The 25,454-nt window shown below is 68.7% G+C and carries 22 protein-coding genes and 1 pseudogene; 14 read left to right on the top strand and 9 right to left on the bottom strand.

Annotation, left to right across the window (positions count from 1 at the left end; genetic code table 11):
- Positions 1-40: 40 nt before the first annotated feature.
- A complete protein-coding gene (locus ACIBVN_RS24840) occupies positions 41-1,195 on the bottom strand; it encodes an FAD-dependent monooxygenase (protein ID WP_397140098.1) in 1,155 nt (384 codons plus the stop codon).
- Positions 1,192-1,692 (bottom strand): GbsR/MarR family transcriptional regulator, encoded by a 501-nt coding sequence (locus ACIBVN_RS24835; protein ID WP_397140096.1) that lies wholly within the window; start codon positions 1,690-1,692, stop codon positions 1,192-1,194. Before ACIBVN_RS24835 ends, ACIBVN_RS24840 begins: the two co-directional genes overlap by 4 nt.
- Positions 1,693-1,847: 155 nt before the next feature.
- Here ACIBVN_RS24835 and ACIBVN_RS24830 point away from each other — a divergent pair, with 155 nt between their 5' ends.
- From ACIBVN_RS24830 to ACIBVN_RS24820, 3 genes are all read left to right on the top strand, one after another.
- Positions 1,848-2,561 (top strand): DUF998 domain-containing protein, encoded by a 714-nt coding sequence (locus ACIBVN_RS24830; RefSeq protein ID WP_397140094.1) that lies wholly within the window; start codon positions 1,848-1,850, stop codon positions 2,559-2,561.
- 586 nt (positions 2,562-3,147) lie between these two features.
- Entirely contained in the window at positions 3,148-3,537 is a 390-nt protein-coding gene (locus tag ACIBVN_RS24825) for a hypothetical protein (RefSeq protein WP_397140092.1), read from the top strand.
- A gap of 349 nt (positions 3,538-3,886) precedes the next feature.
- The gene (locus ACIBVN_RS24820; protein ID WP_397140090.1) at positions 3,887-4,078 is read left to right on the top strand and encodes a hypothetical protein; all 192 of its coding nucleotides are present in this window, start codon (positions 3,887-3,889) and stop codon (positions 4,076-4,078) included.
- Between the two features lie 396 nt (positions 4,079-4,474).
- Here ACIBVN_RS24820 and ACIBVN_RS24815 read toward each other — a convergent pair whose 3' ends face one another.
- Positions 4,475-6,352, bottom strand: coding sequence for an adenylyl cyclase (locus tag ACIBVN_RS24815; protein ID WP_397140088.1), 1,878 nt, complete (start codon positions 6,350-6,352; stop codon positions 4,475-4,477).
- A gap of 324 nt (positions 6,353-6,676) precedes the next feature.
- On the opposite strand from ACIBVN_RS24815, the gene ACIBVN_RS24810 reads away from it, so the two are divergent.
- From ACIBVN_RS24810 to ACIBVN_RS24790, 5 genes are all read left to right on the top strand, one after another.
- On the top strand, positions 6,677-7,720 hold the full coding sequence (locus tag ACIBVN_RS24810; RefSeq protein WP_397140086.1) for a LacI family DNA-binding transcriptional regulator: 1,044 nt from the start codon (positions 6,677-6,679) through the stop codon (positions 7,718-7,720).
- Positions 7,721-7,767: 47 nt separating this feature from the next.
- On the top strand, positions 7,768-9,078 hold the full coding sequence (locus ACIBVN_RS24805) for an extracellular solute-binding protein (protein ID WP_397140084.1): 1,311 nt from the start codon (positions 7,768-7,770) through the stop codon (positions 9,076-9,078).
- 62 nt (positions 9,079-9,140) lie between these two features.
- A complete protein-coding gene (locus ACIBVN_RS24800; protein ID WP_397140082.1) occupies positions 9,141-10,283 on the top strand; it encodes a carbohydrate ABC transporter permease in 1,143 nt (380 codons plus the stop codon).
- Entirely contained in the window at positions 10,280-11,182 is a 903-nt protein-coding gene (locus ACIBVN_RS24795) for a carbohydrate ABC transporter permease (RefSeq protein ID WP_397140080.1), read from the top strand. The genes ACIBVN_RS24800 and ACIBVN_RS24795 overlap by 4 nt, the downstream gene beginning before the upstream one ends.
- 3 nt (positions 11,183-11,185) lie before the next feature.
- Entirely contained in the window at positions 11,186-12,136 is a 951-nt protein-coding gene (locus tag ACIBVN_RS24790) for a hypothetical protein (RefSeq protein ID WP_397140078.1), read from the top strand.
- Between the two features lie 70 nt (positions 12,137-12,206).
- Here the strand turns inward: ACIBVN_RS24790 and ACIBVN_RS24785 are convergent, their stop codons facing one another.
- The gene (locus ACIBVN_RS24785; RefSeq protein WP_397140076.1) at positions 12,207-13,241 is read right to left on the bottom strand and encodes a LacI family DNA-binding transcriptional regulator; all 1,035 of its coding nucleotides are present in this window, start codon (positions 13,239-13,241) and stop codon (positions 12,207-12,209) included.
- 182 nt (positions 13,242-13,423) lie between these two features.
- Between ACIBVN_RS24785 and ACIBVN_RS24780 the strand changes: the two genes are divergently transcribed.
- The 5 genes from ACIBVN_RS24780 to ACIBVN_RS24760 are packed head-to-tail and all read left to right on the top strand — an operon-like array spanning position 13,424 to position 20,153.
- Positions 13,424-15,121, top strand: coding sequence for a glycoside hydrolase family 30 beta sandwich domain-containing protein (locus ACIBVN_RS24780; protein ID WP_397140074.1), 1,698 nt, complete (start codon positions 13,424-13,426; stop codon positions 15,119-15,121).
- 38 nt (positions 15,122-15,159) lie between these two features.
- Positions 15,160-16,362 (top strand): ABC transporter substrate-binding protein, encoded by a 1,203-nt coding sequence (locus ACIBVN_RS24775; protein WP_397140072.1) that lies wholly within the window; start codon positions 15,160-15,162, stop codon positions 16,360-16,362.
- Positions 16,353-17,270, top strand: a complete 918-nt coding sequence (locus ACIBVN_RS24770; RefSeq protein ID WP_397140070.1) for a carbohydrate ABC transporter permease — start codon at positions 16,353-16,355, stop codon at positions 17,268-17,270. The genes ACIBVN_RS24775 and ACIBVN_RS24770 overlap by 10 nt, the downstream gene beginning before the upstream one ends.
- Positions 17,267-18,172, top strand: coding sequence for a carbohydrate ABC transporter permease (locus ACIBVN_RS24765; protein ID WP_397140068.1), 906 nt, complete (start codon positions 17,267-17,269; stop codon positions 18,170-18,172). Before ACIBVN_RS24770 ends, ACIBVN_RS24765 begins: the two co-directional genes overlap by 4 nt.
- 13 nt (positions 18,173-18,185) lie before the next feature.
- Positions 18,186-20,153, top strand: coding sequence for a beta-galactosidase (locus tag ACIBVN_RS24760; protein WP_397140066.1), 1,968 nt, complete (start codon positions 18,186-18,188; stop codon positions 20,151-20,153).
- A gap of 424 nt (positions 20,154-20,577) precedes the next feature.
- On the opposite strand, the gene ACIBVN_RS24755 is transcribed toward ACIBVN_RS24760, so the two are convergent.
- The 3 genes and pseudogenes from ACIBVN_RS24755 to ACIBVN_RS24745 all read right to left on the bottom strand — a co-directional run.
- Positions 20,578-21,210, bottom strand: a complete 633-nt coding sequence (locus ACIBVN_RS24755) for an MFS transporter (RefSeq protein WP_397140306.1) — start codon at positions 21,208-21,210, stop codon at positions 20,578-20,580.
- A 57-nt stretch (positions 21,211-21,267) separates the two neighbouring features.
- A protein-coding gene (locus ACIBVN_RS24750; protein ID WP_397140304.1) for an IS3 family transposase occupies positions 21,268-22,421 on the bottom strand; the annotation gives its coding sequence in 2 pieces (ribosomal slippage) (positions 21,268-22,223 and positions 22,223-22,421; 1,155 coding nt in all).
- Positions 22,422-22,529: 108 nt separating this feature from the next.
- Positions 22,530-23,081: pseudogene (locus tag ACIBVN_RS24745) on the bottom strand (MFS transporter); the annotation flags it as partial.
- A 319-nt stretch (positions 23,082-23,400) separates the two neighbouring features.
- Here ACIBVN_RS24745 and ACIBVN_RS24740 point away from each other — a divergent pair.
- Complete coding sequence (locus ACIBVN_RS24740; RefSeq protein WP_397140064.1) at positions 23,401-23,751, top strand: hypothetical protein; 351 nt, start codon at positions 23,401-23,403, stop codon at positions 23,749-23,751.
- Here the strand turns inward: ACIBVN_RS24740 and ACIBVN_RS24735 are convergent.
- Positions 23,736-24,527, bottom strand: coding sequence for an ABC transporter permease (locus tag ACIBVN_RS24735; RefSeq protein WP_397140062.1), 792 nt, complete (start codon positions 24,525-24,527; stop codon positions 23,736-23,738). The genes ACIBVN_RS24740 and ACIBVN_RS24735 overlap by 16 nt on opposite strands.
- A complete protein-coding gene (locus ACIBVN_RS24730) occupies positions 24,524-25,453 on the bottom strand; it encodes an ABC transporter permease (RefSeq protein ID WP_397140060.1) in 930 nt (309 codons plus the stop codon). The genes ACIBVN_RS24735 and ACIBVN_RS24730 overlap by 4 nt, the downstream gene beginning before the upstream one ends.
- Position 25,454: the final 1 nt, after the last annotated feature.

Genomic DNA, 25,454 nt, shown 5'->3' with positions numbered 1-25,454 from the left:
GAGCAGCACCCGCCACGCGTGGCGTGGGCTGGAGCCTGCCTCAAGGGCGCGTGATCGGCGACGGCAGGCGCGGCGGCCGCCACCGCCAGGTGGCGTTGCCGTCGGCGGCGATGCCCTTGCGCCACAACGGCGCGGGCATCAGCCGGATCATCGTCACCATCGCCCGATGGGCGGCCCTGGAGGTGGTCCGGGCGCCGTCCTTGCGGGCGCCTCGGGCGGTGGCCTGGGTGCGCGGGCGGCGGGCGGCGTCGTAGCGGCGCAGTGCAGCCTCGATGGTGGGCTCGCCGGCGAGGGCGGCGGCGAGCACGACGGCGTCCTCGATCGACTGGCCGGCGCCTTGCCCGCGGTCGGGGCTCATCGCGTGCGCGGCGTCGCCGAGCAGCACCACCCGGCCGCGCACGTAAGTCGGCAGCGGATCAAGGTCACAGATGTCGATATGGATCACTGCCTCGGCCGGGGTGGCCTCGACCAGTGCCGGGATCGGATCATGCCAGGTGCCGATGCGGTCGGTGACTTTGACCTTCTCCCGCTCGTAGCGGATGCCCGGCGCGTCGGTGGTGGTGACGTAAGCCCAATACGCGCGATCACGCGCGATGGGGTGAATAAGGAAGTAGCCGCCCGGACCCATGGTGATGCTGCCGGGCAAGCCGGACACCGGGGCGATGCCCAGCCAGGCGGTCCGGCCCAGGAAGTGGGGCGGCGACGCGTCCGGCCACAGCAGCCGGCGAACGGTGCTGCGGATGCCGTCGGCGGCGATGACCAGGTCGGCGGTCAGCTCACCGCCGCCGAACCCGACACTCACACTGCCGCCGTTCTGCCCGACGGCGGTGACCTCCGCGTCCGTACGCACCCAGCCGGCGGGCACCGCCTCCAGCAGCACCTGGTGCAGGTCGGCGCGGTGGAAGGCGAGCAGCGCACTCGCATCCCCAGGCCGCGCTTGTTGCAGGTAGCGGCCGTCCGGGGTGCGGAGGTTGCCGGAGGCGTGGGTGGGCACGCCGACCGCGCGGGCCTGCTCTTCCACGCCGAGTTCGGCCAGCGCGCGCAGGGCGTTGGGTGCTTGGGACATGCCGGCACCGATCTCGCCCAACTCGGTCGCGCGTTCCAGCACCGTGGCCTGCCAGCCGATCCGGTGCAAGGCCAGCGCTGCGGTCAGCCCGCCGATGCCGCCGCCGACCACGATCGCGTGTCTGCTCATGGTGTCTCCTCATCGTCGGGGTGCCCGGCGCTATCAGAGCTATCGGGGCCGTCAGCCTGCAGGGGCGGCGCGGTGTCGAAGACCTCGGCCATCCACTCGAAGGTGGCGTGCGCCTGGCGGACCCTCGCAGCACGTTCTTCGTCCGCGCCCACCAGGTCCACCCCGTCGCGCGTAATGTCCATGAACGAGGTGATGGAAGCGACCTGGCGGCGCACCACGACCGCCCAGGCGTCCTCGGCCATCCGGTAGTAGACGGTGCGCTCCCCCGGCCGGGTCCGCCAGGTGAGGAACCCCATGCTGGTCAGCAGCCGCAGGTTCGAGGTCAGCGAGGCGCGACTGGCGCCGATGGCCTCGCTGATCTGCCCGGCCGACTGCTCGGGCGGATCGCAGATCATCAGCCAGCCCAGCACCCGCCCCGCGATCGGCGGCACCCCATCCCGCGCCAAGTACATGGCGACGCGTTCCACCCATTCCAGCAACGGTTCCTGTTCGGTCACGCCTGCCAACCCTCTCTTGCAGTTATTTCAGTATGAGCTAAAATTCCTGTATTGATCAAGCATACGTCCCCGCCGTGGGGCGTTCCGTTGGAGAGCCGGGAAGTCTGGTCGGCCCGTGACCCCTCGCGGTCATGGAGAAGGAGGAGGACTTCCCGATGACCACGCGTATCCTCAAGCCGCTGCTTGGCAGCGGCATTGCCGCCGGCGTCCTGGTGCCGGTGCTGTTGTGGGCCGACGGAGCCACCCGCCCCGGGTACAGCCTCTGGCACCACGGCGCCAGCCAGCTCGGCACCGGCGAACGCGCCTGGCTACAGACGGCCAACTTCGTGCTCGGCGGGCTGCTCTTACTGGCCTTCGCGGCCGGGCTGCGCCGGATCCTGCGCGGTGGTCATGGCGCCACCTGGGGGCCGATCCTGCTCACGACAGCGGCGATCGGGATGATCGTGGCTGGGCTGGTGCCCACCGACCCGGCGCTGGGCTACCCTCCCGGGCAGCCCTCCCCGGCCTCCGGCGCGCCCACCACCAGCGGCCTCATCCACCAAGCGGCCGGCTTCGCCCTGTTCGCCGGGCTGAGCGCAGCCGCGTTCGTCCTGGCCCGGCGCCTCCGACAGCACAGCCGCGCCTGGGCCGTCTACTCGCGCCTGTCCGGCACCCTGATCATCATCTTCGCCTTCGCCGCCGGCATCGCCTACCGCCTCGACGTCCTGAGCCTCTGGCGCCCGGCTCCCGCGGGCCTGCTCGAACACCTCTCCCTGCTGACCGGCTTCGGCTGGATCATCGCCGTCGGCGTTCACCTCCTGCGCGGCCACATCCCCGCAGGCCCGAACACGCCTCCAGCGGGCGCCCACTATCCCGCACAAGCTGAATAGCAAGAGAGCGGGTCGCCGGGCAGCTCGCCGGCGGCCTGCAGTCGCGCAGCGGGAGCAGGCGTCGATCGGCTCCCGCTGCGCGACGTTTCCGACGGCACGCGGCAGCAGCCGCTATCGGAGGGTGCCGGCGTGCTGGGCGGCATAGCGCTCGCGCCATTGCCGAGCTGGCTGACGACGCCCTCAGCGCTGACGGGCGCCTCGTTGAGGCGTGGGTGAGGGAATACGGCTCCGAGCCTATGCTTGGGACTAGCGCAGGAGGTGAGGCAACGAAACGGCGCACGTTCCTCAAGAGCGCGAGCACGGCACTCGTCACTCCCGCCCTGGGCATGCCAGATGGGAACGCCGACGCAATCGCGCGGCTTCGCGATGCCCTCGTTCCGGACACCCTGGCGCAGTCCAGCGACATGCCATTGCAGGCGTTCAGCCGCGCCGTGACCCGGGCCCGCCGCGACTTCACCGCGGCTCGCTACGCGGGCCTGGCCGACGATCTCGCCGAGCTGATCCCCGTTGCCCGCTGCACCTCCAGCGCGGCCGGGCAGTCGTTGGCCGCGCAGGTCTATCACCTGACGGCGCGGACACTGATCAAGTGTCCGCTCCTCCGTACGCCTGGGTGGCGGCACATCAGGGTGAGCAGGCGGCCACCGCGAGCGGTGACCTGCGCGCGCTGGCCGAGGCCCGCCGCGACCTGGTCTCGCTGTTCCACCGAGCCGCCGACTATGGCAAGGCGCGCGATCTGACCGCCCGCGCTGCCGACCTGATGCGCTCGCAGCTGCCCGGCGCGGCGCCGGCCGCGTGGGGCGCGTACGGGGCGCTCATGTCCACCGGCGCGATCGCCGCCGCTCGGTTGGAGGACCGGCACAGCGCGCTGGCCATGCTCGAGGAGGCGGCCGAGGCGTCTCGGGCTGCGCGACTTCCGAGCGGCTTTGGAGCGCGTCTACGCCGAAGTCAGGGGAAGTGCCACTCTGTCCTCCGTTGAGCATTGGATAGAGCTCACCGTCGAGTGTCATCACACAGGTTCCCTGTCGATCGCCGGGACTGTAGCTGACCATCCTGGGATGCGGAACACCCTTCACTTCGAGATCGAAGGCTTGGACCAGACAGATATCCCCGCACTCATAGACGCACTCGTCGCGGTGGAGAAGCGATTTCCGTCCTGGGGCGCGAATGAGCACTCTCTGGGAGCCACCCGTATGGACGATCATGAACTGAGCTGGACGGATCTGAACGGCTAAGGCGCCGGCGAGCAGCGCGGCGGACGGTTCTGAATAACCTTGGAGATCGTTGAGGACCTACAGATCAGATGTCGGCAGGGGCATCATGGGGTCATGAGTGCACACGATCGTGAGGCATGGACCATCGACGACATACGGCGCGAGTTTGAGCGGTATAGCGCGTTGGTCAACGCCGCCGATCTGGCCCCGAGCACCAAGAGCACCTACCTGGCACATGCTGATCGTTTCGTACGCTGGCTGGCGGGCGAGGTGCACATCGCGCCCGGTCGGCGTCCGTCTGCATAGTGCAGCACCGCACAACGGTGAACGCAGGCGCAACTCGGTTGACGCCACGGAGCCCTGGCGTGCAGGCTCCCGGTTCAGATTGCTGAGAATCATCTCCGCCAGTCGCCGTGCCGTAGACGTGTAATGATCATGGACTGCATGAGGGTGAGACATGCTCGCGTCGCTGGTGAGAGGCCATTTCTCTGCCATCCCGTTGCTGCTCTTGTGATTGCCGTCGGTCCTGGCGAGTGGCCGGGGATCTCGCGGCAGCTTGGATGGCGACCCGGCATCCGGGTCCGCGAAGGGTGAGCCTTCCCGTCGCTCAGGTCCGCGAAGGGTGAGCCCTCCCGTTGCCGGGAGTGTCACGGCGGCGTGCCGGTGGGCCGGGGCGCGGAGGCTCTGGCCCACCGGGGCCCCCTACGGGGCTGGATAGTTCGCGATGTACACCGGCGCGCCGACCTTGGTGGTGTCGGCGGCGTCGCCCACACCGTTGACGACGTGGTCGATCGTGCCGGCGTTGAGGTTGACGGTCATGATGTGGTGCAGCTTGACGCCCGGGGTCTCCGGAACCTCGAAGCCGTTCTCGGTGTGGATCTGCGGGTTGTTCTGGTTGAAGACGTACACACCAGCGCCGTAGAGGCGATGCGTCTTCACGCGGTCGCCGACCTTGTAGCCGGCCCAGCCCTCGACGTCGCCGTTCATCCAGTCGGCCTGGGTCGGCGGGTCGTAGGGCAGCTCGTTCTGGTACAGGATCGTGGTGCCGTCGTCGCCGTTCCAGATGGTGTTGTACTGCTGGAAGTGCTCGACGAACAGGCCGGTCGCGGTCACGTGGTCGCCGTTGATGACGGCGCCGTTGCGGCCGAGGTTGGTGTTCCAGCGCTGGGTGTCGGTGAAGCCCTCGACACCGTGGTCGGCGCGCCACACCCAGGTGTGGTCGATGAGCACGTTGTCGCTGTTGACCTCGAGCGCGATGTCGGTCTTGCCGACGTGCGGTCCGCCGACCCGGAAGTACACATCCGACAGGGTCGTCGGGTTGTCCGCCGAGCTCCAGCGTGGCCCGTGCTTCTTGCCCACCCTGAGCAGGACGGGTGACTTCTCGAGGCCCGCATCGATGGTCACGCCGCCGATGACGACGCCGGGGACGTCGGCGACGTCGAGCGGGGTGGAGCCGTGGACGGCGGTGAGTGTGGCGTGCCCGAGGCCGAGGACGACCGTGTTCGGGCGTTTGATCTTGATGCTGCGCGCGATGTCGTACACGCCGGGGGTGAGCAGCAGGTGCTTGCCGCGTTCGAGCTGGTTGTTAATGACCTGCGCCGAATCCGACGGCTTCGCGACGTAGAAGTCGCTGATCGGCAGCGTGCGGCCGGGCGTCATGCCGTCGGCCCACGAGATGCCACGCGTGTCCTTGCGGGCGGCCGGCACGCGGACCTGGTACCTGCCCTTCGGGTCGGCGTACAGGTAGGGCTTCTCCCGGCTGACGGGAGTGGTGTCGAGGGTCGTGTAGGGCGGATTCGGGAACCCGGCTTCGGTCGGCGCGCCGGCCACGCCTGAGAAGACCTGGTTCCACACGCCGTTCGACCAGCCGGCGACCTCGCTGTTGCGGGTCAGCCACTGCTGTTGCGAGCCGTTCGTGACGGACGGCAGCTTGGAGTCGGCGATGAAGCCGCCGCTGGCGTACTGCGGGCCGGCGGTGCAGTAGTCCATCAGCGACAGGGTGCCGCCGCTGACGTTGAGCCGGCGCAGGGACACCGCCTGGGAGACGGCCCAGAAGTTCGCCGAGGATCTGCAGCCGTCCTGGCCGGTCGCGTTGACGTTGATCGACAGGTTGGACAGGGTGCGCCAGAAGTTGACGAGCGCGAGGCAGTTGGCGGTCCCGCCGTCCGCCAGGCAGCGGTTGTAGACCTCGACCTTGCCGTTGATGACGACGTCGGTGGGGGAGGCGCCCAGGCCGGAGATCTCGGTGTAGTAGCCGACCTTGATCTGGAGGGGCTGCTCCGCGGTGCCGTACGTGCCGGGCTTGAACAGGTAGGCGTGGCGCGTGGTGCCCATCTCGTTGTCGACCTGGGCGGCGTGGGCCGCGTCGAGGGTCGACTGGATGTCGCTGACCGGCATGCTCGGGTCGAAGACGGTGACGTTCGGCCCGAGATCGGGAGTACTGGGGGCCGGCGATGCGGCGGTGGCGGCGGGCGTCCCCGCCGTCATGACGGCGGTCGCCAGCACGAGACCGAACGTTAACGCCCGGCCGACGGGGGCCCGCCTGGTGAGACTCCCGTCGCCGGGAGGCTGGGTCTTCATGTGGTTGTCCTTTCCGCTGCGTGTGCAGCGCTCCATGGACAGGAGACATCGGGGTGGATGAGATCCTTCGACGCGCGGCCGGAATCCGCCGGGCCGCGAGAGAGCGCTCTCTGGTGTCGTTCTACCGCGCGAACCGGCCGGATCACAAGTACCCGATCCAAGGCGCGGCCGGGCCGGTCTGCGCGCACGCGTCAACCAGGGAGCACCTGCTCAGGTGGTGGAGGATGCGGGTCCCGTCACGTACTGGTAACGACTGTTGACGTGACCGATACGTGGACGTACTGTTCCGTCAATCGATTAACGTCAATCGATTAACGAGGAGCTATGGCAGCCACTCTGAAGGACGTCGCTCTCCGGGCCGAGGTGTCGGTCGCGGCCGCGTCGCTCGTCCTGTCCGGCAAAGCCGAAGGCCGGGTCGCCGAGGCGACCGCCGAGCGCGTCCGGGTAGCCGCGGCGGAGCTGGGCTACCGCGGTAACCGCGCCGCCCGCAGCCTGCGCCGGCAGTCGGCTCCTCTGCTGGGCCTGCTGAGCCTGGGCGTGGCCACCCTGCCCTACGCAGGTGCGATGCTCGAAGCCGCGCAGTCGGCGGCCCGCGAGCACGACTATGACCTGCTGTTCATCGAGGTCGGCACCCCGGACGCCATTGCCGAGAACCTGCTCCTGCTGCAGGAGCATCAGGTCGCGGGCGTCCTGATCGCCTCCTACTTCCACCGGGAGCTGGCCCTGCCGGCGCAGCTGCCCGCGCCGACCGTTCTCGTCGACGCGCTGTGCCAGGACCGCGACATCGACTGGGTGGTGCCCGACGAGTACGGCGGCGAGAGCGAGGTTCTGGAGGAGCTCGCCCGTGCCGGCCACCACCACGTCGGCTGGATCTGTGAGACCCCGCGGTACCCCGCGACCACGCTGCGGACCAAGGCGTTCGAGGACGTCGCCGCGCGCCACGGATGGGACGACGACCCGCGCCGCGTCGTCCTGACCGAGAGCACCAACGCCGCGGACGGCTACGCGGCCATGCTGCGGCTGCTCGAGCAGTTCCCGAAGGTGACGGCGGTCGCCGCCTTCACCGACCGCATGGCCATGGGGGCCTACTTGGCCTGTTTCGAGCGGGGCATCCGGGTGCCCCAGGACATGTCGATCGTCGGGTTCGACGACCAGGTCCTGGTGTCGGAGGCGCTCCGTCCCGGACTGACCACCGTGGCACTGCCCCATCGCCAGATGGGCAAGTGGGCGGTGGGCCGGCTCATCGAGCGCATCGAGTCGGCGGAGGACCTGGGGGTCAGCCAGGTCCGCATCAATGGCGGCCTCGTCGTCCGAGATTCGGTCGCCGCTCCGCGCACTGGTCGGGTCAGGGCCAGCGCGCGGAGGTAAGCAATACCCACGCAACGGCGCAGCCGTTGCCTCGCTTGGAGGGCATCATGTCAATACTAGCCCGGAGCCTCCCCGCGGCCGCCCTGGGCGTCGCCGGTGCGCTGGCGCTCGCCGCTTGCGGCGGCGGCGGGACGAGCGCGGGATCGGCCGGTTCCGCCGCGGCCACGTCGGGTGGCAAGACCAAGGTCACCATGTGGACGCACAACGCCGGCAACGAGGTCGAGCTCAAGCTGGTCCAGCAAATCACCGACGACTACAACGCCTCGCAGGACAAGTACGAGATCACCGTCCAGGCGTTCCCGCAGGCGTCCTACAACGACGCCGTCGTCTCGGCCGCGGCGTCCAAGAACCTGCCGTGTCTCCTCGACGTCGACGCTCCGATCATGCCGAGCTGGGCGTACGCCAAATATCTCCAGCCGCTGACCGTGGACGCCAAGCTGACCGACCCGCTGCTGCCGGGGGTCAAGGGGATCTACGGCGACAAGCTGTATTCGGTCGGCTTCTACGACGCCGCCCTCGGCATCCTGGCGCGCAAGTCGGTCCTCGAGGACAACGACCTCCGGATCCCCACCGTCGACCAGCCGTGGACTTTGGCGGAGCTCGACGCGGCCCTCACCAAGATCAAGTCCTCCGGCAAGTACGACTACCCCCTTTCCCTAGCCACCGGCTGGCTCGGCGAGTGGTACCCCTATGCCTACTCTCCGCTCCTGCAGTCCTTCGGCGGCGACCTCATCAACCGCACCGACTTCTCCACCGCCGAAGGCGTCCTGAACGGCCCGCAGGCGGTCAAGTGGGGTGAGTGGTTCCAGGGCCTGTTCAAGAACAAGCTGGCCAACCCCAAGGAATCGGTCGACGGCATGGACTTCGTGCAAGGCAAGGCCGCGATGCAGTGGGCCGGCTCCTGGAGCGTCGGCGACGCGGTGAAGAAGTACGGCGACGACACCGTCATCCTGCCGCCGCCCAACCTGGGCAAGCAGCCCTACATCGGCGCGGGCTCCTGGCAGTGGGGGATGTCCGCGACCTGCCAGACCCCTGAGGCGGTCAACGGCTGGATCAGCTTCGGGCTGCAGGACAAGTACCTGTCGGCCTTCAGCGAGCAGCTCGGCAACCTGCCCGCCTCCGCAGCCGCGCAGGCGCTGGGCAAGAAGTTCAAGGAAGGCACCAAGGAGAGCACGTACATCGAGCTCGCCCGCAAGTACGCGCTCATCCGCCCGCCGACACCCGCCTACCCGTTCATCGCCAAGACCTTCGAGAAGGCCGCGCAAGACATCATCGCCGGCGCCAACGTGCAGGACACGCTGAACGCCGCCGTCGACGCCATCGACAAGAACCTGGCCGAGAACAACAACTACCAGTGATCGGCCCCGGTCCGGGGTGTGCCGCCACCCACCCCGGACCCCGCCCCACCTGTGAGGTCCACGTGTCCCTGACGCATGCCCGCGGCAGACCCAAGCGATCCGTCACCTACATGCGGGACCGGCCCAGGCGATGGCCGGGCCGGCCCGCCGACCGCCGCAAGACCGAGGCGAGGGTGGGACGGCTGTTCACCGCCCCGGCGATGTTCCTGCTGCTGATCTTCCTCATCATCCCGATAGCCCTGGCCCTCAGCCTCGGCTTCACCGACGCCAAGCTCTCCTCGCCGCAACCCACCCGCTGGGTCGGCCTGTCGAACTTCGAAGAGCTCCTGAGCATCAAGCACGTCACTCTCGACGAGGCCCGCGTCCGCGAGCTCGCCGGGCCTGAGGGCACCGTCCGCACCGCCCTGCGCAGCCTGACCAAGAACGGCAGCGGAACCCCCTACGAGGGGATGTCGGTGTTGTCGGACTCCGCCGCAGCCGACGGCAAGAGCGGCAGCTTCTGGCTCGCCGGCGATCCGCTGTTCTGGAAGTCTCTGCGTAACACCGCCGTGTTCGCCTTCGTCGTCGTCCCCGTCCAGGGCGGCCTGGGCCTGCTGCTGGCGTTGCTGGTCAACAGCAAATTCCGGGGGCGGGTGTTCTTCCGTACGGTGTTCTTCCTGCCCGTCGTGATGTCGATGGTCGTGGTGTCGATCCTGTGGGCCTTCCTCTACGACAAGGACGGCCTGGTCAACAACGCGATCAAGGCGGTCTACCCGTCCTGGGACCCGATCGCCTTCCTCGCCGACCCCTCCACCGCGCTCCCCGCCATCATCGTCATGTCGATCTGGCAGGCCGTCGGCTTCCACATGATCATCTGGCTGGCGGGGCTGCAGACCATCCCGGGCGAGCTGTACGAGGCCGCCAAGATGGACGGCGCGGGCCCCTGGCGCACCTTCACCTCCGTCACCTGGCCGGGTCTGCGGCACACCTTCGTGTTCGTCCTGGTCACCATCACCATCACCGCTCTTGGGTTGTTCACCCAGATCAACGTCATGACCAAGGGCGGGCCGCTGGACTCCACCTCCACGCTCGTCTACCAGGCCTTCGCCGAGGGCTACGGCAAACAGCGCATCGGGTACGCCTCGGCCATCTCCTTCGTGTTCTTCGTGCTCGTGCTGTGCGTCGCGCTCATCCAGCGCCGGCTGACCAGGGAGAAGGACGCATGACCACCACCGTCAAGGCCCGCCGGACCTTCGCGCGCACCGCCTTCTACGCCGCCTGCGCGCTGTTCTCGCTCGCCTTCCTGCTGCCCATGATCTTCATGATCGTGTCGAGCTTCAAAGGCAAGCTGCAGATCTTCGAAGACCTCGAATCCGTCCGGGCGTTCCTGCCGGTGGGCGACGTCGGCCCCGACAACTATCAAGGCCTGTTCAGCCGGGTCCCGCTCGCCCGCTTCTACGCCAACTCCCTGCTCGTCTCGTTCCTCGTCGTCGGGCTCGGGCTGGTGATCAACAGTCTGGCCGCCTTCGGCATCGCCCGGATGCGCTGGCGCGGGCAGGGCATCGTCATGGGGGTGCTCATCGCGACCCTCATCGTGCCGTTCGAGACGCTCGCGCTCCCGCTGCTGTACTGGGTGAACAATCTGCCCTATCTCTCCTTCGCCACCGGGACTCCCGAGCTGACCACCGGCTGGATCAACACCTACGCCGTGCAGATCGTCCCGTTCATCGCCAACGCGTTCTCGATCTTCCTGTTCGTGCAGTTCTTCAAGTCCATCCCCCGCGACATCGACGAGGCCGCCTTCATCGACGGCGCGGGCTTCCTGACCGTCTACCGGCGCATCGTCGTCCCGCTGAGCGGACCGGCCTTCGCCACCAGCGCCATCCTCACCTTCCTGCCCATCTGGAACTCCTACCTGTGGCCCACGATGGTCGTACAGGAGGAGAGCCTGCGGCCGCTCCCCGTCGGCCTGGACTATTTCTTCCAGTCCAGCACCGCCGAGGGCGTGCCATGGGGTCAGATCATGGGCTACACCACCCTGGTCACCCTGCCGATCATGGTGCTTTTCGTCATCTTCCAACGCAGCTTCGTGGCCAGCGTGGCCAACAGCGGAATCAAGGGGTAATCAATGTTGCGACTGGCGGACAGCTGGATCTGGGACTCGTGGTACGCCTACGACGGCGCGCTCCACCACGTGTTCTACCTCCGGGCCTCCCGCGGCCTCGGCGACCCCGACCGCCGCCACCGCCACCCGAGCGTCGGCCACGCCGTCTCCGCCGACCTGCGGGACTGGACGGTCCTCCCCGACGCCCTGGCGGTCTCGGACTTCCCGGCATTCGACGACTGGACCACCTGGACCGGCAGCGTCGTACGCGACGACGCCGGGCGGTGGCGGATGTTCTACACCGGCACCACCCGGCAGGACGGCGGCGACATCCAGCGCGTCGGCGTCGCCACCTCCACGGACCTGCTCGTGTGGCACAAGCACCCGCCGCACACCGTCCTGGAAGCCGATCCCCGCTGGTACGAGAAGCACGGCCAGTCCGCCTGGGGCGAAGAAGCCTGGCGGGACCCCTTCGTCTTCCGGGGCGAGGACGGCCAATGGCACATGTACGTCACCGCCCGCGCCGGCCACGGCGATTGGCGAAGCCGTGGCGTCGTCGGGCACTGCACCTCCACCGATCTGGAGCAGTGGCACATCCAGCCGCCGCTGACCGAGCCCGGCGCCGGGTTCGGCCACCTCGAGGTCATCCAGGCCGAAGTCGTCGACGGCACTCCCACGCTGATCTTCTCGTGTGCGCGCCCCCAGCTCGACGACGACGCTCTCCGTCGTTACGGCACCGGGGGCGTCTTCAGCGTGACCGGGCCCAGCCTCCACGGCCCCTTCGACATCTCCACCGCCCGGCTGTTCCCCGACACCTCGCTCTACGCCGGTCGCCTGGTCCAGCATGATGGCCGGTGGCACCTGATGGCCTTCCGCGACCTTGTCGACGGCCGCTTCGTCGGCGAGCTCGCCGACCCGGTCCCCGTCACCAGTACGCCGGATGCGGGCCTGACGCCCGCCGTCGCAGCCGTCTAGAGCTTGATCGTCCGTTGCGCGGCCTCCTGGGTCCGGATCGCGGCCCCCAAGCGGGTCGACGGACCTGCTCCTACCGTGTGTCCGCGGCCGGACCGGTGGAGTCGCGGATGACGAGGTGGGTGGCGAGTTCGATGTGGAGGGCCTCGACGGCGTGACCCGCGATGAGACGCATGAGAAGGGTGACGGCCATGCGGCCCATCTCTTCGAGCGGCTGGCGGACGGTGGTGAGCATGGGAAGGGTGCTGAGGCTGAGGTAGAGGTCATCGAAGCCGGTGATGGAGAGGTCTTCGGGGACGCGGAGACCGTGTTCGAAGGCGGCACGCAGGGCACCGACGGCGGACTTGTCGTTGAAGGCGACGATGGCGGTAGGGCGTTCAGGGAGGTCGAGGAGGCGGCAGGCGGAGTCGTAGCCCCAGTCGGTGACCGGTTCCCGGTTGCGGACGATGAGCTCGGGGGAGGTGAGCAGTCCGGCGTCGGCGAGGGCGGAGGCATGGCCGGCGAGGCGGTATTCGCTGGCCAGCCACTCCTGAGGGCCGCCGATGACGCCGATGCGGCGGTGCCCGAGTTGGACGAGGTGGGCGGTGAGACTCCGGGCGCCGGCGAAATGGGAGGCCGACACCGAGGCGATGTCGCGTGGTGGCTGGAGACGCGGATCGATCACGACGAACGGGAATCCCTGGGCACGTAGCTCCTCCAGCTCCTCGTTGGTCTCCGAGGGGACAATGAAGATCGCTCCGGCGATGTCCGGGTCGTCGGGGAGCCCGGAGATGACGCTCGCCTCGCGGGCCGCGTCGCCTGCGCTGAGGATGAGGCGGCGGCCGTGCAGGTCGAGGGTCTCGGCCACCGAGGAGACGATCATCCCGAAGTAGTCGGTCAGCAGATAGGGGCAGCGTACGTAGACGGCGCCTGCGGGGTGGTCCTCCGCAGCGGAGCCGGGGATCGCGGTCGTGCTTCCGAGCCTGTTCAGAGCCTCCTGTACCAGGGCGCGGGTTTCTGGCGCGACGTACTCATGGCCGTTCATGACCCGCGAAACGGTCGCGATCGATACGCCCGCCTCGGTGGCGATGGCTCGGACGGTGACCTTGCCGCTGCGCCGCCTAGCCATAAGTTACATCACTTCGTTTCACAGGCGCAGCATACCGTTATTCGATCTCGTGGGCCGTATGCAGGCGACTCTTGACAGGGCGGAACCGGGCGAGTACTCATGTGGACACGAAACATTTTACAGAATTGTTTCATTTTGTTTCATGGCAGTTCTCCCTCACCCCCCATCGAAGGAGGAGCATCATGCAGCTCCGCCGAAGCCTCGCCACGGCCACGGCCCTCGGCTGTGCGCTGGCAGGCGCCCTCGCTCTCCACGCCACGTCGGCTCAGGCGACGCCGTCCGTCCAGGTCTGGCTGACCACGGCCGACGGGTCCGCCAAACTGGCCCGACAGCCCGGCATCGCGTTCGGCGCCACCGCCCTGGCACGAAACGTGGCTGTGTCCCCCGCCGAGACCCACCAGACCATGACCGGATTCGGCGCCTCCATCACTGGCGCCTCCGCCTCACTGATCGCGGCCATGCCGAAGGCCCGACGTAACGCTTTGATGGCCGATCTGTTTCAGACGGCGGGCCTCAACTATCTGCGCCAGCCGATCGGCGCGACCGACTTCAACCGGACCGCCGACTTCTACACCTATGATGACGGCGCCGCCGACCCGACCCTGTCGCGGTTCAGCGTCCAGCGGGACGAGACCGAGAACATCCTGCCGCTCGTCCGCCAGGCCAGGCAGCTCAACCCGGCGCTCAAGGTGATGGGCTCCCCATGGAGTGCACCGGCCTGGATGAAGGACTCGAACAACCTCAACGGCGGCTCGCTCAAGAGCGAGTATGTCGCCACCTACGCCGACTACCTGGTGAAGTTCGTGCAGGCGTACGCCGCCGCGGGCGTCCCGGTCGACGACCTGACGGTCCAGAACGAGCCGCTGTTCCCCACCAGCTACCCGTCGATGGCCATGTCGTCCCAGCAGCAGGCCGATCTGATCAAGCTGCTCGATGCCAAGCTCACCGCCGCGGGGCTCAACACCCGGATCTGGGCCTACGACCACAACTGGGACCGTCCCGACTACCCCCTCGACGTGTTCTCGAGGGCCGGAAACCTCCCCCGCCTGGTCGGTGCGGCCTTCCACTGCTACGGCGGACAGGTCTCCGCCCAGCAGCAGGTCGTCAACGCCGGCAAGCGGGTCATGTTCACCGAGTGCAGCGGCACCGACAGCGCCGACAGCGCCGCCACGTTCGCCGACACGCTGATGTGGCACGCGGAGAACCTGCTCATCCAGAACGCCCGCAACGGCGGGGAGTCCACCATCACCTGGAACCTGGCGCTGAACCCGTCAGGCGGCCCGCACCAGGGCCACTGCTCCAACCGCTGCAACGGCATCGTCGAGATCAACGGCGCAAGGTACACCCGCAACGCCGAGTACTACGTCCTCTCCCACGCCGCGAGGTTCGTGAAGCCGGGCGCGGTCAGGGTCGGCTCCACCAGCTCAGCCGAGGTCCAGAACGCCGCCTTCGTCAACCCCGACGGCTCCCGTGTCCTCGTCGCCCTCAACACCACCACTTCGGCGCAGCCCTTCTCCGTCACGGAGAACGGCCGTACCTTCGCCGCCAGCCTCCCGGCGCGCTCCATGGCCACCTACACCTGGCCCGCCCCGTCCGGTACCCCCGGCGGCATGCTCAGCCGGACCGGCTGGACGGCCACCGCTTCGGTGTCGGCCGCCGGGGATGCGCCCGCTCGTGCGCTGGACGGCGACGAGCCCCGCGGCTTCCAGGTCTACGCCTCCGACGACCCCCAGTCGTGGGGCGCTGCGATCGCATCCGGCACCGGAGCCGCCACGACCACGGTGTCCTTTCCGGCGCAGAGCAAGCGCTACCTGCGGATCGTCCAGACCGGCTCGGCCGGCAACTGGTGGTCCATGCACGAGCTCAACCTGTACTCCTGATCCGCCCCGAACCACAGGAATCCCCGATGAGAACACCGATGAGAATGGCCGCAGCCCTGTTCGCGGTCTCCCTGGCGGCGACTGCCTGTGGAGGCGAAGGCGGCCAGGAGACCGCGACGCAGACGGTCGACTTCTGGTACTACCAGCCGACGCCCGACCAGGCCGTCAAGGTCAAGCAGCTCGCCAAGGACTTCGAGTCCGCCAACCCCGGCATCAAGATCAAGCTGACCGAGATCCCCAAGGACGACTACAACACCAAGCTCGCCACCGCGCTCAACGGCAGCGGCGCCCCCGACGCCGGCTACCTCGACCAGCCCCAGATGGCCAGGTTCGCCGGCGGCGGACAGCTCGCCGAGGTCCCCGCCGGGACGATCGACGAGGCCGACTACTACCCCGGCGCCCTCGGCACCAACAAGGTCGCGGGCAAGCTGATGGGCATCCCACTCCAGCAGACCACGATCGTGCTCTTCTACAACAAGCAGTACCTCCAGACCCCGCCGGCCACCTGGGACGAGCTGATCGCCGCGTCCGAGAAGGTCCACCGCGAGCACCCGAACGTCGCCGGGATCTCCCTGCCCAAGGGTGACGGCTTCGGCGCCTGGATCTTCCCCGCCTTCGTCGCCTCGGCCGGCGGAACGATGGTCGACGAGACCGCCAAGAAGATCACCTTCAACGGCCCTCAGGGCCAGGAGGCACTGGGCCTGTGGCGCACCCTGCTGACCAGCTCCCCGAGGAAGATCACCAACACCGACCAGGCGTTCCAGAAGGGCCTGGCCGCCATGACCTTCTCCGGCCCCTGGGACGTCCTGGGCATTCGCGAGCAGTTCCCCCGGCTGAAGTTCGGCGTCTCACTGCTGCCGAAGAAACTGGAGGAGGCCTCCACGATCGGCGGCGACAACGGCGTCGTGTTCAGCAAGGCCGACAACCCCGACGCCGCCTGGAAGTGGCTGAAGTTCCTGTCCAGCGCGGAGCACAACGCGCAGTACGCCGACATCACCGGCAACTTCCCGGTCAACAAGAAGGCCGCCGCCACCTCGGCGCTGGCCGGCGACCCCGACATGAAGATTGTCATCCAGCAGCTGGAGTCGGCACGTCCCCGCCCCGCGCTCACCGAGTGGATCAAGGTCAACGACGACGTCCTGGCCAAGGCCATCGAGGAGGGCGTGGACGGTGACAAGTCGCCGGCTGACGCGTTGAACACCGCCGCCACCCGGGCCACCAAGGTCCTCGGATGGAGCTGATGCGGCAGGCGGGCGCCCGGAAGGGCGCCCGCTCCGACACGTTCGTCGGCTGGCTGTTCGTCACCCCGGCCATCCTGCACACGATCGTCTTCATGGCGGTCCCCGCCGCGGGCGCGCTGTTCCTCAGCTTCACCGAATGGGACATGACCTCCGCACCCCGCTGGACCGGCCTGCGGAATTACCAGGAGATCCTCTTCGACCGCGATCTCTACCCCGACTTCTGGATCGCGGTCCGGGTGACCCTTCTCTACGCGGTCCTGGCCGTCCCGGCAGCGCTGTTCACCGGGTTCGTCCAGGCCTACCTGATCGACGCGGTCCGGCGCGGACAGGGCTTCTTCCGGCTCGCGTTCTACCTGCCCGTCGTGACCGCCGAAGCCGCCGTCGCCGCGATCTGGCGGTGGCTGTACGACCCGCAGTTCGGCCTCATCAACGAGGCCCTCGGCCTGATCGGGATCGACGGGCCCGACTGGCTCGGCATCCCGGAGATGGTCGTCCCGGCGCTGGTGCTGATCGCCGCCTGGCAATCGGGCACCGCGATGCTGATCTTCCTGGCCGGGCTGAAAGGCATCCCACGGAACCTGTACGAGGCCGCCGAGATCGACGGCGCGAACCGGCGCGCGCAGCTGCTCCACCTGACGCTCCCGCTGCTGCGTCCCACCACCTTCTACCTGACGGTCACCGGGATCATCTTCGCCCTCCAGATGTTCGGCGTCGTCTACGTGCTCTTCGGCAGGGACATCGGCGGACCGGAGTCGGCGGGCCTCACCTACGTGCTGCAGCTGTACGTGTCGGGGTTCCGTGACGGCGAGATGGGCGCGGCCAGCGCCATGTCGTTCCTGCTGTTCATGGCGACCCTGCTCATCACCGCGCTGCAGTTCCGCCTCAGCCGAAGGGATGCCGCCTCATGACCCTGCTCGCCGAACGGACCCGCCGTCCGGTGGGTCATCGACGCCCGGAGAGCCGGTCGGGACGGCGCGCCCCGGTCCCGCTGCGCGTCCTCGCCTTCCTGCTCCTGGCAGCCGGCGCGCTCGTCGCGCTCGCTCCGTTCGCCTGGATGGCCGCCACCTCGTTCAAGCAGCCGCAGGACGTGTTCACCTCCACCCCGCACCTGCTGCCGACCACCGAGGACGGCCAGTGGGCGGGCACCCTGGCCAACTACACCGAGGTCTTCGAACTGGGCGGGTTCGGCACAGCGTTCCTCAACAGCGTCCTGGTCGTCGCCGTGCTGATCCCGCTCAAGGTGCTCTGCGCGGCACTGGCCGCCTACGCCTTCGCCCGCATCCCCTTTCCCGGACGGGACCGGCTGTTCGCCGCGCTGCTGACCACGATCATGCTGCCGAGCGTCACCCTGCTCGTGCCGAAGGTCTATGTCACCCAGTGGCTCGGCATGGCCGACAGCCTCACCGGCCTGATCGTCCCGAGCCTGGTCTCGGCGTTCGACATCTTCCTGCTCCGCCAGTTCTTCCTGACCCACCCCAAGGAGGTGGAGGAGGCCGCCATGATGGACGGCGCGAGCCGGCTGCGGATCTTCTGGAGCATCGCGCTGCCCATGGCCCGGCCGGCGCTCGCGGTCGTGACGATCACAGCGTTCATCTTCCACTGGAACGACCTGCTCTGGCCCCTGGTCATCCTCAGCGACCAGGAGAAGTACACGCTGCCGCTGGCCCTGCAAGCGCTCGCCTCGGGCCGGGTCGCCCAGCCGCACCTCGTCATGGCCGGAGCGGTCGTCGCCGTCATGCCCGTGATCCTCATCTTCCTGATCTTCCAGCGCCGCATCCTCGACGGCATCCAGTTCACCGGACTCAAGTAATCGGAGCCTCTCTTTGCTCATCACCGCCGAATACCCGTATTTCCGCGACCGCCCCGAGGTATGGCGCGACCGGCTGACCACCCTCGTCGCCGCAACCGGCGTCAAAGTGGTCACCACCTACATCCCGTGGCGGCACCACCAGCCCGCCGCCGCCACACCGCCCGACCTGACCGACGCGGTCGCCTTCGTCCGGCTCTGCGGTGAGCTCGGGCTGAAGGTCATCGTCAAACCCGGCCCGTTCGTTCACGCCGAACTCAACTACGGCGGCCTGCCCGACTGGGTATGCCCCCTCGCCGATCCCGCGATCGAGCCGCAGCTGGACGCCGACGGAGCTCCCGCCACCTGGTCGGGATCCGAACTCGACGCCGACGGCAGCGCCGTCCCGTGGCCGCTTCCCGCCCCCCTCGGTCCGCGCTTCGCCGCGCTCGCCGAGCGGTGGCTGCACGCCGCGGGCCAAGCCCTGTTCACCCCCGACCTGGTGACGCCCGCAGGGCCGATCATCGGGAGCCAGATCGGGAACGAGGGCCTGTTCACCAACGGCGCCCGCCCACTGTCGGCCTACGACTACAGCCCGTCCGGGCTGGAGTTCTTCCGCACCGTCCTGGCCCGCGAGTACGGGGACGTCGCCGGCTACAACGCACGGCACGGCACCGCGTACACCACCCTCGCGGAGGTCGAGCCGCCGCGCGGCCCGGCGACCCCGCTCCAGCACATCGACTGGGGCCGCTTCCACGCCGCCTACCTGAGCGAGGTGCTGCGCCGCTGGACCGACGCGTTCGCCCCGCCCGTCCCGATCGTGCTCAACCTCAACCCGCCCGCGGGCGAGGACGGCGACCTGGACTCGTGGCTCGTCCGCGTCCGGCCGGAGACCTGGGACGGCCTGCAGTACGGCTTCACCAACTGGATGGGCGTGGTCTCCGCCGACCGGTCCGCCCACGCCCGCTATGTGATCGCCGCCAAACGCGCCGCCGGGCCGAACATGGAGGAGAACTGGGGCTTCTCCAAGCTGTACGACACCGCCTACGCCGCCGGCGCCACCAGCTTCCACCAGACCCTGCTCGCTCTGGCGGCCGGTGCAACCGGATTCAACATCTACACCGCGATCGCCACCACCGACTGGACACCCGCGCTCGACGCCGTCCTGTCCGCTCCCTACCCGGACTGCCCGCCGATCGACGGCGACGGCCGCCCCACGGGCAAGGCCGCGGCCGTGAAAATGCTCGCCGACTACTTCACGCTCCACGGCGTGGAGTACCTCGAATGTGCTCCGGTCACCTACGCCACCTGGGGCCTTTACCCGCCCTACGCCGCGATCGGCGCCTGGTCGTCCGGCGCGGCCGAGCAGTGCGGACGCCCTCTACTGGACTTCCACGACCGGATGCGCGCCGCCGGCCACGACTATCGAATCGTCGATCTGGAGCACGCCGACCTGGCCGGGCACGACCGGATCGCTCTGCACGGCGGGCAGTTCATGCACCGCGCGGTCCAAGAGAAGCTCGCCGCCCATCTGGCCGCCGGTGGACACGTCCTCCTCGAGGGCGCACAACCCCTGCGCGACGAGCACGGCGAACCCTGCACCCTCCTCGCCGACGCACTGCGCCGGACCGCGCCCCGCGACCTCACCGCGGAGGACCAGATCACCGTGCTGTCCGGTGCGGCTGACGCCTACCTCCGCATCCACCCCGACCACGACGTCTGCTACGTGACCGTCCTGGTCCAAAGCCACTCCGATCCGGTGGTCGAACTGGAACTCCGTCACCGGGGCCGCACCCATCAGATCGAGATCGTCGCGGCCAGGGGCGGCGCGGCCGTGCTGCGTGTCGTCGGGGGCCGACTCGACGACCACCTCGTCAAGGCCACCAACAGCCATCTCGGGTCGGCCGTCTCCGCCTCGATCAGGCTCGACGGCGAGCACATCGCCGCCGCTCCGTCCACAGATCTGTGCAGGATCGGCGGTTCAACCCCATCGAGGAGAACGTAGCGGGGGGCAACAGCATCGTGTGGGAGATCCGTACCGGTGTCCTGGCGTGATGTACCGCCCCGGTACGGCTCCCGGCAGAGCCTGTCCACCCACTGGCGGTGGCGGTTGACTCCACCGTCGTGCGGGCTCACCAGCATGCGGCCGGTGGCCTGAACAACCCATGCCGGGTGTTGACATACCGCGCGCCGCCCCAGAGACGGAAGCGCTACCAGGGCTAATGCTCCTAGGGCGATCCCGCGCCACCGCATACCGTCTCCCGCTCCTCGGGTCGATTGGCGGACAAGCATGCCACATCTAGATCACGCCGAGAAGCAAGGGCAGGGCCGCCGAAGGTAACCGGACGGCTCGTGGATCCACTGTTTCGGTGGTCTTCGGAAGCTTCCATCTGATGCGGTGCAGCGGGTTGGACGGCAGCTCTTCCAGCTCAACCGCGTTCGCGCATCGCGAGGAAGCAAACGACAGCCGCCACCGTCAAGACCGGGACTCCAACGAGGATCGGCGCTCTCAACCCCCACTCAGCCGCAAGCAGGCCACCGAGGAGGGCTCCCAGCGGAGATGCGCTCATCACCGCGGTCATCGCCGCGCTGCTCACTCGACCGAGCATCTCGGCTGGAGTGAGCCGCTGACGAGCACTACGAGCCACGACGGCCCACACGCCGAACGCAGCACTTGTGATGACCAAACCCGCGGCCACCACGACGGCAGAAGCGGTAAGGCCAATCATCAGTTGCCCAATCGCGGCGCAACCGAGGCACCCAGCCAGAGCTCCCGCGGGTCCGATCATTCGCGTGACCCGTGTCGCGAAGAACCCTCCGGCGAGCCCCCCAACGGCGCCGACGCCCAGCAACACGCCATAGCCCCAAGCCGGTAGACCGAGGACCTGAGGCACGTAGAGCACGAGCACGGCGAACCAGGCACTGTCCATCGCCGCGAACACGGCACCCAAGCCCACGATCATCCGCAAGCGGGGATGTTTGATCAGCCACCGCAGACCGGCGCGAGTGTCACTCCAGATCTGACCCTTGCTGCTGTACGAACCGGCTTTCGGAGCAAACACGTTAGGCAGGCTGAATTGGAGTTGCCCCGGTTCGATAGACACATCAGGGCTTGTGAACTACGCGGCAGCATAGTCGAGGACTTGGGCGTTCTTGAGCGTGTGTCGACGTTCGTATTCGGCCGGGCTGAGCTGGCCGTTGGCGGAATGGCGGCGGCGTGGGTTGTAGAACCCTTCGATGTAGCTGAACAGGGCTCGTTCGGCCTCTGACCTGGTGCGGAAGGTGCGCCGGTCGATCAGTTCGCACTCCAGCGAGGCGAAGAAGCTCTCGGTGATCGCGTTGTCGAAGCATGTCCCGGTGCGGCCCGTGGACGGGCGGACACCGGCCTGCTCGCAGCGCTGGCCGAAGGCGATTGAGGTGTATTGGCTGCCCTTGTCGCTGTGATGAATCACCCCGGCCTCAGGGTGGCGCTGGTGCAGTGCCATCGCCAGGGCGTCGGTCACCAGTTCGGTGCGCATGTGTTCGGCCATCGCCCAGCCGACGATCCGGCGGGAGAACACGTCCAGCACCACTGCCAGGTAGACGAAGCCCTGCCACGTCGGCACGTACGTGATGTCGGCGGTCCAGACCCGGTTCGGCTCGGCTGCGATGAACTGGCGTTTGACCAGATCGGAGGCGGCCGCAGCGCGCCCGTCCGCGATCGTGGTGCGGCAGCCTCTACGCCTGCTCACCCCGGCCAGCCCAGCCCGGCGCATAAGCCGGGCCACCCGCTTGCGACCGACCCGGACCCCGTCGAGTTCACGCAGGTCGGCATGGATGCGCGGCGCACCATAGATCTCGTCCGAGGCCCGGTGATGCTCGCGGATCCGCTCCGTCAACTCGGCGTCGCGGCGGGCTCGAGCCGATGGTCCGCGCAGCTGGCGAGCCGCCCAGGCGTAGTAGCCCTGGCGCGACACACCCAGCACCCGGGCCAGCAGGGAGACCTCGTGGTGGTCCTTCTCCGCATGAATCAGCCGGAACTTCATCTCGGCAGATCCGTCTCCCGCGCGAAGAAAACCGCGGCCTTGCGCAAGATCTCTTTCTCCTCGCGCAGGATCTTGTTCTCGCGGCGCAGCCGGGCCAACTCCTCCTTCTCCGCGCTGGTCACGCCGTCTTGGCGGCGACCGTCATCCAGATCGGCCTGGCGCACCCAGGTACGGATCGACTGCGCGGACGGCTGGAACTCCTTGGCCAGCTCCTCCGGCGTCCTTCCCGCGCGCACCAGCTCCACCATCTGCCGGCGAAACTCCGGCGGATAGTTGTTCGGCACAGCAGACTCCTTCTTCCGGGGCCCAGGGTTCCCCAGAGACCAGGCGTCCACCAAACCGGGCCAACTCCAGAATATCAGAGCGGCCGCCAAAGCCAGGGCTCCGCCATTGACCGCGAACGGGAGCACCAGCGCCACGCCGAATAGATATCCACCGATCGGCGGCCCCACTAATTCGTTCCCCGCGACCTCAGCGTTGACCAATCCACCGTTGGCCCGATCGAGATCGGCGTCTTTCACCAGAGGCGGAAGGAGCGTGGCCGTCGCGGTGTCGCGCAGCGTCTCACCCACACCACAGACGAACGCCACCAGGTAAAGGAGCGCGATCTCGGCAACATCCAGAGAAACCGACACGACCAGGACGGCCAGCATCGATACCCGAACCACATCGACGGCCGCAGCAAGGCGACGCTGGTCAAATCGATCAACGACCGCCCCAGCGAACAGTCCGAACAACAACCACGGGCTCTGCCCAGCGATGGCGACACCAGCCACCGCAACTGGATCAGAGCTGATGGCGGCTGCCAACAACGGCAAGGCAGCCATCCGAATCCCGTCGCCCAAATTGGACAGCGCCGTCGCCAGCCATAACCGGTGGTACGCCGGTCCCAATGACGCCGAAACCATCGGGGCCCTCTCCCGTAAATCTGATCATCTATGTGCAGGTAACCTGAGGCGGGCTCAGAAGATCAGATCACGATGCCGTTCGAGAGGTCTATCTTGATCCACTCTCGGCGAACAAGCTGAAGTAGCGGCAGAAGGGCCGCGCCCCTTGGGCGTGCGCTGTCGGCTCGGCTTGTCGGTCGAGATCAAGCCATGGTTCTCCCGGTGCAACGGGGTAGGCGTACGGTTCAACATGCCCAGGCGCACGCCCCGGAGAAGTCTTCGGGACCGACCGCGGTGATAGGGGTTGCGATTCGGGTTGCAATACAGAGACCGTTCTCGCTTGGGGGGCTGGTCGGCCACCAACCTCCAGGGCAACACCGCCAATCCGGTCCTGCGCGGGCTCGGGCACGTCGGCAACCGCTTCCTCGCCCAGGACAGTACGGCGGGTGCCCTGCCCACGTTGTATGCCGCGGTCCAGGACCTGCCCGGCGCCTCCTACGTCGGCCCCGACGGCTTCGGTGAGTGGCGCGGCAGCCCCACCCTGGTCGGCCGCTCAGCCGCCGCCAGCGACCCGGACACCGCGCGCCGCCTGTGGACCGTCTCCGAGGAGCTCACCGGCGTCGCCTTCCCCGACCGGCTGCTCCGGCAGGCCGATCGCCTCGCCCCGCTCCAGTCTCAATCGGGAGTCTGACCCGGCTCGTGGCGGGCATCGACCACGAGAGCGACGGCCAGTCCGGTGACGGCGAGCGCGAGGGCGGGCACGATCGCCAGGCGTGGCGCGGCGGCCAGCAGCGGCGTGGCCTCGCTCACCATGCCGCCCCAGTCGGTCTCGGGCGGCGGCAGCCCGATGCCGAGGAAGCTCAGCGAGGTGACGGCGACCAGCGCCCTGGCGAAGTCCGCGGTGGCGACGGTCAGGATGGGGCCGGCGATGTGCGGCCCGACGGTACGCCGGACCAGGTAGAGCGGGGACGCGCCGATGGCCCGCACGGCCAGGACGAAGTCGGAGGAGAGCAACCGCCGGGTCGCCGTGTGGGCGACGAGCCCGCAGTTGACCCAGCCGAGTGGAACGAGGGCCGCCAGGACGGTGACGTACCCGGGCGGCAGCACACCGGCCAGCGCGAGCGCCAGGGTGAGGCCGGGCAGGGCCAGTGCCATGGTGGCGGCCAGGCGCAGCAGCCGGTCGGGCATCCCTCCGGCAAGCCCCGCCGCGGTGCCGAACAGTGTGCCGAGGATCGTGGTGACCGTGGTGATGGCCAGCGCGAACAGCAGGGAAATGCGCCCGGCCATGGCGGTTCTGGTGAGGAGGTCGCGGCCGAGCTGGTCGGTGCCGAGCCAGTGTTCCGCGCTCGCCGGCAGGAGGGCGTGCTCCAGGTCGGGCACGTACGGGTCGTACCCGGACAGCATGGGGGTGAGCAGACAGAACAGTACGACCAGGGCGAGCAGCGCGGTACCGGCGCGGCCTGTCATCGGCGGCGCACTCTTGGGTCGGAGGCCGCCAGGCAGAGCTCGACCAGGGCCAGGAGCAGCACCGTCATGACCGCGGTGACCAGCACGTACGCCTGCACGACTGGCAGGTCCCGCTGCCTGATCGCCGACACCGCGAGCTGTCCCACGCCCGGCCAGGAGAACAGCGTCTCCACCACCACCGCGCCGGCCAGCAGTTCCGTGAGCACCGTACCGGCTGCCGTGATGGAGTTCGGCGCGGCCACGCGGAGCGCGTGCACCATGATCGCGCGCCGTGGCCGCACCCCCTTGGCGGCGGCGAGTTTGACGAACGGCAGCCGTAAGGCCCGGGCCAGGTCGGCCCGGAGCAGCCGCAGCAGGGTCGCGGCGCCCGCCAGGCCGAGAGTGAGGGCGGGGAGCACGACGGCGCCGGGGCTGCCCGCGCCGCCCGTGGGCAGCGCGCGCAAGCCGACCGCGACGACGCTGATCAGCAGGATCCCCACGATGTAGGGCGGGACGCCGGCGATCGCCACCGTCACGAGCGCGACGGCGCGGCTGTCGAGTGCCCCCGGTCTGAAGGCGGCCCTGATGGAGGCGAGCACGGCGAGGACGACCGCGACCACTGCCGCCGCTCCCGCCAGCCGCAGTGTCGCCGGAAGCCGCGAGAGGACCTCGGCGGCGACGGGGGAGCGGTCGGTGTAGGAGTGTCCGAAGTCGCCGCGCAGCACGGCGAGCAGCCACCGCAGGTACTGGGAGAACAGCGGCTGGTCGAGACCGAGTTCGGCGCGCAGCGCCGCCACGCTGCGCGCCGTCGGCTGGATGCCGCCGCGCCGCAGGATCTCCTCGGCGGGATCGCCCGGCGCCAGCGAGGTGAGCAGGAAGACCAGCACCGACAGTCCCAGCAGCACGAGCAGGAGCTCGGCGGCGCGCCGCAGGACGGTGACCGTCACC

The sequence above is a fragment of the Nonomuraea sp. NPDC049400 genome, from assembly GCF_044466425.1.
Lineage (GTDB): Bacteria > Actinomycetota > Actinomycetes > Streptosporangiales > Streptosporangiaceae > Nonomuraea.
This window is presented reverse-complemented; position numbering and strand designations above follow the sequence as displayed.